Below are 4736 nucleotides of genomic sequence, written 5' to 3'. Positions count from 1 at the left end.
CGGCTATTCCGCCACCAAGTGGTTCAGGCGCAAGCCGTCCGGTCCCGCACAGCCGAAGTGAAGGCGCATTCCTCCTCCCCGGCTACGGAGTTGTACCGATGACCAAGCTGCTGCTCCTGCTCCTGGGCGGCCTGAAGATGGGCAAGCTGCTGACCACGGGCGGCACCATGCTGCTGTCGATCGGGGCCTACGCGCTGATCTTCGGCTGGCGCTATGCCGTCGGCTTCGTGCTGCTGATCTTTGTCCACGAGATGGGCCATTTCCTGGCCGCGCGCCACCGCGGGCTGGCCGTGGGCGCGCCCACCTTCATTCCATTCGTCGGGGCCTGGGTCGAACTCAAGGACCAGCCGGTCGACGTCGAGACCGAGGCCTATATCGGGCTGGCGGGGCCGGTGGTCGGCACCCTGGGCGCCCTGGCCTGCTATTACATTGGCCGCAGCACCGGCAGCGGACTGATGCTCGCGCTGGCCTATGCCGGCTTCTTTATCAACCTGTTCAACCTGATCCCGCTTTCGCCGTTCGATGGCGGCCGCGTCACCGCGTTGCTGTCGCCGCGCATCTGGTTCCTTGGCGTGCCGGTGCTGGTGGCGATGTTCCTGTGGCGCCCCAGCCCGATCCTGATCCTGGTGGCGCTGCTGGCGGCCCCGCAGTTGCTCAAGGCCTGGCGCTACGATCCGCAGGCCCCGGAGAACCGCGCCTATTACACCATCAGCGCGGAAATGCGCCTGACCTATACGCTGTACTACCTCGGGCTGGTGGCGTTCCTGGCGGTCATGACACATGACCTGCACGGCATGCTGGGCAGCATCCGTGCCGGCAGCATGGCCACCTGACGCCGGCGAAGGCGCCCGAACCCAATTCAACCTGAATACCAAGGCAATGAGAAGCAAATCGTTTTACCTGAAGGGCGCAGTGCTGTTGGCTGTGGCATCCATTCCCGCCATGACGCTGGCGCGCGACTATCGCCAGCCGGGYACGCTCGGCGAAGGCACGCAGGTGCACCGGTTCGTGCTGCGCGATCCGGCTACCGGCCAGGCCATGCCCGAAGCCCGCTACCGGCTGTTCCTGCCCGGCCAGCGGATCGCCGGCGTCTTCCCCAAGTCGAACGAGCAGGACAGCGTGATCTTCGGCGTCACCGACAAGCAGGGCAACACGGTATCCGTGCGCATGCCCAAGCGGCACGCCAAGGAAAAATGGATCCTCAACCCGATCGTCGGCGAAGGCGATTTCGGCGAATCGTTCTCGTTGCACGGCGAGAGCAGCAATGATCCCATAGCAGGCATGACCTACATACTCGACCTCGACGACGGGTACCTGTTCTGCAACCGGACGGATAGCCACGGCTATACCTACTATGCGCAAAGCCACAAGGCACGGACGATCAGCCTCGACTACACGTATACCGGACTGCAAGCGGGCGAATTCGCGTGGTGCAGGCGCGAGTCCGACGCCATCACCGCCCTGCCGGCCGGCGCCGGGCCGGCGGCCGTCTTCCGGCAGATGCTGGCAAGCTACGAGGCTGGCAAGAATGAAATCGGCGCGGACTTCCAGGCGCGTATCCGGCGCAAGCTGATCGACCTGTCGATCGCTGGCCGGGACGACAAGCAACTGGACATCGCGCTCGGCCTGGCGCCCCTGCCAAAAGACAGCCTGAACGAGGTCGGCTACGCGCTGGTCGATGCCAACTGGATGGTCGGACGCGGCATGGCGATGATCGACGAGGCCCTCGCCGACGCGCCGGGCAACCCTTACGTGCTGGACAGCAAGGGCTGGGCGCTGTTCCGCCTGGGCCAGCCCGCGCAGGCGCTGACCTACCTCGAACAATCCCTGGCCGCGTATGGCGAAGGCACCGAAGGCAACCTGGGCGCCCGGGTGGAAGGCCTGGCGCACAAGGGCGAGGTGCTGATGCAATTGCAGCGGCAGGACGAAGCGCGCGCCGCCTTTGTCGCGGCGCACGAACTGGCCCCGGACGACGAGAAGCTGCTGCGCACGCTGGCGCGGCTAGAGGTGGCATTGCCGTAACGGCTGCGCACTGGCGGCGGCCGCCTGCGGCWCAGCCCGGCTGGTGTTCCTTGAACCTGGCCAGCGCAATGGCCAGCGCGGCGCTGCCGATGGTCTTGACCAGCGTGGGATGCTGCGCGTAGAAACCGGCGATCTGGTCGATCACGCCCGGATGGGCCTGCTCGGCATGGGCGGCGATCTCCTGCACCTGTGCCGGGGTGAGCTGGCTGGCCTGCGCCGGAGTGACCTGGGTCGCGCCAGGCTGCAGCAGATTGCCCAGCGCACCGCCCGCCGCGCCGGCCAGCGCCGCCGGGCCCAGTGTGGCAAGCAACTGGTTGAGCAGGCCCGCCTGCTGCGCACCGTTGGACTGGCCGAACAGTTCGCCCACCATATTGCCGAAGGCCGGCGTCTGGTCGGAGCGGAAGGCGCCGGCCAGCAATTGGCCGAGCGCGCCCTCAGGCGCGTTCTGCGCGACGTGGTCTACCTGCTGCTCGGGATTACCGCCCAGGGCGGTAGCTGCAGACTGCAAAAAATCCATCAGGCTCATGATCGGGTTCCGTGTTCCGTTGCGGGTGTTGCTTGCTGGTATCTGGCTTTCGGGGCGTGGCGTTGCGGCTCAGCGCTTGCTGATTAGGTGGTAGCCCAGCAACAGGATCACCGCACCCACCACGGCGCCGATAAAGCCGGCGGATTGCCCTGGGCGATACCAGTGCAGGGCCTGCCCGAGAAAGGTCGCGGCCAGCGCGCCGCCGATACCCAGCGCGGAGGTCAGGAAGAACCCGCTAGGGCCATTGCCGGGGGTGATGGCGCGCGCCACAAGCCCGGCCAGGAAGCCGATGAGAATAGTCCAGATCAGGTGCATGGCGTCAGGAGAAATAGGAAAAGGGCGCGCCCCCGGAAGAGCGCGCCCTGAAACGCCGCATTACTGCGCGGCGGACTTGGCCGGCGTGGCGGCCTTGGTGTGCTTGGTGGCTTGTGTCTTGTTGCTCTTGTGCGCGCTCTTTTCCACCTTGGTGGGCGCCTTGGGCGCATCGGCGGCCGGGGCCTGGGCGAAGGCACCGGCAGCGAAGAGTCCGAGGGTCAGGATGGCGAGAACCTTCTTCATGTCTATCTCCAGGTGAGGCGCGCTTCGTTGCGCGTTGCCTGTAAAAACGGGCCGGGGCCTGGGCGTGTTGACAGCCGGTACGCAGCGCCGTGTAACAGTTCGTATCCGGCGCTGCGCCGGCGTACTCGTGCCGGCTTACTCAGGATACTTGCGCCGGAATGCGCAGGGTCTGTCCCGGATAGATCTTGTCGGGATCGCTCAGCATGGGACGGTTGGCCTCGAAGATTTCCGGGTAGCGCGAACCATTGCCTGCCCAGCAGCTTCTCGCCTGCGTCCTTGATGAAATCCAGCACACCCATTGTGTTCTCCGAGCGAGTCAAAAAGATTGGCGGGCAAGGGCTGGCGCCCGGCCCGACAGGTGGGGAGACTAGCGCAAGGGCTCCGCAAAAAGCATGGCAGTGACAATCGTTTGCAATCGGCGCCTGCGGCATAATGCGGGCAGAAAAAGTAATAGCATCGCGAAAAACAACAAGAACACAAACAGGACGACAACCCTCCGATGACCGCTACCGCATCCGGCAAGACCAGGCTCGACTGGACCACGCTTGGCCTGCTGACGTTTCCGCCATTGAGCTGGGCCGGCAACGCCATCGTCGGCCACTACGCCGCCGGCGCCATCCCGCCGATCACGCTGAACTTTGCCCGCTGGGCGATGGCCGGGCTGCTGCTGGCGCCCTACGTATGGCGGAGTGTGCGCGAGCATGCCACGACACTGAAGCGGCACGCCGGCGTGATCGCCGCCATGGGCATGCTCTCCGTCTCCGTATACAACGCCATGCAGTACCTGGCGCTGACCACGTCCTCGCCAATCAATGTCACGCTGATCGGCGCCTCCGCGCCCATCTTCCTGCTGATCATCGGCGCGCTCTTCTTTCACGAACGTGTGCGCGGCTGGCATGTGGCGGGCGCCCTGCTCTGCCTGGCAGGCGTGGGCGTGGTGATGCTGCGCGGGGATCTCGGGCGGCTGGCGCAGCTGGACTTCGTGGCCGGCGACCTGTTCATGCTGGCGGGCACGATTACCTGGAGCGCCTATACGTGGCTGCTGCGCAAGAAGCGTCCGGACTTGCCGCTGGCGGTGCTGTTGTTCGCGCAGATCGTGGCGGGTGTGCTGGCCAGCGTGCCATTCGTGGCGTGGGAGTTGCTGGCCGCGCCGGCGGCGATTCAATGGAATGGGAAGGCGGCCGGCATCTTGCTCTATGTGGCGACGATTCCGTCGCTGCTGGCCTACTTTGCGTGGGACCGGGCGATTGCGCGAGCGGGGGCGCAGTTGCCGGTGTTTTTCTTTACGCTTACGCCTGTGTTTGCCGCGCTGATGTCGACTGCTTTGCTGGGGGRCTGGCCGCGGTGGTTTCATGCTGTCGGGCTGGCGGCTATTGTGGCGGGGATTTGGATTGCCAATCGGCGGTGACGGGATTTTAGGGTTTCTGGCTGCTGGCGCAGAGTGGGCGTTTTTTGGCGGGGTTTTATTGCTTCTAGCTGCTGGCGCGGCTGTACGGGGTTGGCCGTTTACGCACACGGAGGTGTCACTTTTCTTTACTCGCCCTCCATGTCAGGATACTTGTCGCCTCCGTTTCCTTAGTGAAGCAAAATGGAGGGCGGTGTGCGAATAGGTGATGACACGATATGCAAC

Annotated in this window: 6 protein-coding genes and 1 pseudogene; 4 read left to right on the top strand and 3 right to left on the bottom strand. The window is 65.1% G+C overall.

Features of this window, described 5'->3' with window-relative positions; genetic code table 11:
* Positions 1-98 precede the first annotated feature (98 nt).
* The 3 genes from AC1DKD_RS39285 to AC1DKD_RS39275 all read left to right on the top strand — a co-directional run bounded on the left by AC1DKD_RS39285 (position 99) and on the right by AC1DKD_RS39275 (position 2635).
* Positions 99-833, top strand: coding sequence for a site-2 protease family protein (locus AC1DKD_RS39285; RefSeq protein ID WP_441629400.1), 735 nt, complete (start codon positions 99-101; stop codon positions 831-833).
* Between the two features lie 46 nt (positions 834-879).
* Positions 880-2022, top strand: a complete 1143-nt coding sequence (locus AC1DKD_RS39280) for a tetratricopeptide repeat protein (RefSeq protein WP_441629401.1) — start codon at positions 880-882, stop codon at positions 2020-2022.
* Positions 2023-2131: 109 nt separating this feature from the next.
* Positions 2132-2635 (top strand): hypothetical protein, encoded by a 504-nt coding sequence (locus AC1DKD_RS39275; protein ID WP_477144568.1) that lies wholly within the window; start codon positions 2132-2134, stop codon positions 2633-2635.
* Here AC1DKD_RS39275 and AC1DKD_RS39270 read toward each other — a convergent pair.
* The 3 genes and pseudogenes from AC1DKD_RS39270 to AC1DKD_RS39260 form a co-directional block, all read right to left on the bottom strand.
* Positions 2618-2863, bottom strand: a complete 246-nt coding sequence (locus AC1DKD_RS39270; protein ID WP_035863526.1) for a GlsB/YeaQ/YmgE family stress response membrane protein — start codon at positions 2861-2863, stop codon at positions 2618-2620. The two genes, AC1DKD_RS39275 and AC1DKD_RS39270, sit on opposite strands and share 18 nt — an antisense overlap.
* A 60-nt stretch (positions 2864-2923) precedes the next feature.
* Positions 2924-3106, bottom strand: coding sequence for a hypothetical protein (locus AC1DKD_RS39265; RefSeq protein ID WP_035863528.1), 183 nt, complete (start codon positions 3104-3106; stop codon positions 2924-2926).
* Between the two features lie 139 nt (positions 3107-3245).
* Positions 3246-3353, bottom strand: a pseudogene (locus AC1DKD_RS39260) (LysM peptidoglycan-binding domain-containing protein); the annotation flags it as partial.
* Positions 3354-3605: 252 nt separating this feature from the next.
* On the opposite strand from AC1DKD_RS39260, the gene AC1DKD_RS39255 reads away from it, so the two are divergent.
* Entirely contained in the window at positions 3606-4514 is a 909-nt protein-coding gene (locus AC1DKD_RS39255) for a DMT family transporter (protein WP_477144567.1), read from the top strand.
* Positions 4515-4736 lie beyond the last annotated feature (222 nt).

It is taken from the genome of Cupriavidus sp. 05T313 (assembly GCF_056396665.1).
The sequence above is the reverse complement of the archived record's forward strand: the minus strand, read 5'-3'. Positions and strand labels throughout refer to the sequence as shown.